Source organism: Anaerobutyricum hallii DSM 3353, from assembly GCF_000173975.1.
GTDB classification, from domain to species: Bacteria; Bacillota; Clostridia; order Lachnospirales; family Lachnospiraceae; genus Anaerobutyricum; species Anaerobutyricum hallii.
Map to the genome: position 1 here is coordinate 1 of NZ_ACEP01000092.1, position 2,269 is coordinate 2,269.

2 protein-coding genes are annotated in these 2,269 nt (G+C 36.1%); both read right to left on the bottom strand.

The window, feature by feature from the left end:
* Positions 1-418: 418 nt before the first annotated feature.
* Entirely contained in the window at positions 419-1,255 is an 837-nt protein-coding gene (gene spo0A / locus EUBHAL_RS09085) for a sporulation transcription factor Spo0A (RefSeq protein ID WP_005348392.1), read from the bottom strand.
* A gap of 23 nt (positions 1,256-1,278) precedes the next feature.
* The gene (spo0A, locus tag EUBHAL_RS09090; RefSeq protein ID WP_005348394.1) at positions 1,279-2,097 is read right to left on the bottom strand and encodes a sporulation transcription factor Spo0A; all 819 of its coding nucleotides are present in this window, start codon (positions 2,095-2,097) and stop codon (positions 1,279-1,281) included.
* Positions 2,098-2,269: the final 172 nt, after the last annotated feature.

A 2,269-nucleotide genomic window follows, 5' to 3' on the forward strand; every position in this document is an offset into this window, starting at 1 on the left:
ATAGCTTATCTCTTCTCGGGCTGTCTTTGGCTAGATTTTGTTTGAATTAAATAGCAGTTGTGGGGATTTGGGGAAGAGGGTAGAAGTTTTCTGCTTACTCTCAGAATATCGCAGATAGATATTTTTTTATCTTACTATTACATATAGGCAGGTTAAGTCATATCCCCTATTCCCAGTCATTCTCGAGTAAGCAGAATACATCAGCTTCTCTCCCCAAATCCCCTCCTCCTGTTTAATTCACCTTCTCCAGCACGGCACAGAAGCCAGTGAACTTCATAAGCCATATTTGTGGTCTCGGAGCAAGTGTTGGATGCGAGCGCGTGGAGCGAGCATTCAACACGCCGCGACTAAAATCACAAATATGGCTTATGAAGTTCACTGGCTTCGTCTGTAGTTCGCTTAATGAATTAAATAGTAACTAAGCCTGCATTCGATATTCCAGGCGAAGCTTGTCTGCAATGAGTGCGATAAATTCCGAATTGGTTGGTTTTCCTTTTCCTGCACTGATTGTATAACCAAACATATCTTCAAGTACATCTATCTGCCCCTTATTCCATGCCACTTCTATTGCATGACGGATTGCCCTTTCCACACTGCTTGAAGTTGTTTTATATTTTTTGGCAATTGTAGGATACAGAAGTTTTGTAATATAATTCAGTAAATTTATATCATTTACTGTCATCATAATGGCTTCTCTGATGTATTGGTAGCCTTTGATATGTGCCGGAATGCCAATTTCTCTGATAATATCTGTCACATCATTTTCCAGTGTATTTTCCATATAGCCTGAAATTCCATACCCTTTCATCAAATGCTTTCTCTCTTTCTTTTTAGTATCCCGTTCCGCTTCCATATGAGAGCTTGCTGTCTGAAAAATCCGGTGAAGCATACTGTCTAAATTATACGGCTTCATCATGTAATAAAGTACACCTAATTTACAGGCGTATTCAACCATTGACTGATTTCCCATAGAAGAAATAATAATAAAAGAAGGTTTCTTTTTTATACTTTTATTTGCATTTACTTTTTCAATGACAGTAAATCCATCCATAACTGGTAAAATAACATCAATAAGAACAATATCTGGTGCTTCATCCATAATGAAATGATACGCATCTTTTCCGTTATCTACCACGTTAATCAGCTGTATTCCTTCACTACTCTCTAAAAAGTCTCTCAGATTGTTTTTTGCAAATTCTGAATTGTCTGCCACCAGCACTTTTATAATCTTCTCATTTTTCATAGTTATCTTCATTTTCTTTCCTCCTCTCAACCTCTTTATGCTTCTGCAGGATATTTTATTTTTCCTTTATACTCCAGACGGATTTTATCTGCAATTAAAGCGATAAATTCCGAATTGGTCGGTTTCCCCTTTCCTGCCTGAATGCCATATCCAAACAACTCATTAATCGTATCCATTTTTCCTCTATTCCATGCGACTTCAATTGCATGCCGAATCGCTCTTTCCACTCTAGAAGGAGTTGTCTCATGCATCTTTGCAATAGTCGGATACAGCTGTTTTGTAATGGAATTTAAAATATCCATATTGTTTACAGACATAATAATGGAATCTCTTAAATACTGATACCCTTTAATGTGAGCAGGTACACCAATTTCGTGAATGATATTTGTCACAATAATTTCCAGACGGTAATCCCCATCCTTCTCTTCTGTTTTTTCTTTCAGTGTAATAAAATCTTTTCTATTTGCCGCTATTTTCCCATTTTTAATCTGTCGGATTTTCTTAACCAGTGCATTCGAATCAAAAGGCTTGAGTAATACATAATTTGCCCCTAATCCCAAAGCCTCTTCCATAACTTCTTCCTGTCCCATTGCTGTCAAAATAATAAATGCCGGTTTTTTTAAGAGATTTTCATCTTTTTTTACTTCTTCAAGGACTCCAAGCCCGTCCATTTTTGGCATGATAATATCCAAAAGTACAACATCAGGGTGGCTTGTCCGAATCATGGACAGGGCATCCATTCCATCAGAAGCACTCCCAACAAGCGTCATATCACACTCCCTTGAAACAATTTCCTGTAAATTCTGACGAATCCTCTCATTATCATCTGCGATTACTACATTAATGTTTGACATACAACATCCTCCTGTAAATTACAATATATTACAGTATTATTATATAATTCGATATTGCTAAAAACAATTTGTTTTTATCGCAATTATCTCTTTTCTCTAATATATTATGATAAAAAGCTCAAAAATATGATAAAAATTACTATTTAATTCATTAGACAAACTACAGACGAAA

Bases quoted from the DNA above. Each gene is read 5' to 3' on its own strand.
- spo0A (WP_005348392.1), bottom strand. From the start codon at position 1,255: ATGAAGATAACTATGAAAAATGAGAAGATTATAAAAGTGCTGGTGGCA.
- spo0A (WP_005348394.1), bottom strand. From the start codon at position 2,097: ATGTCAAACATTAATGTAGTAATCGCAGATGATAATGAGAGGATTCGT.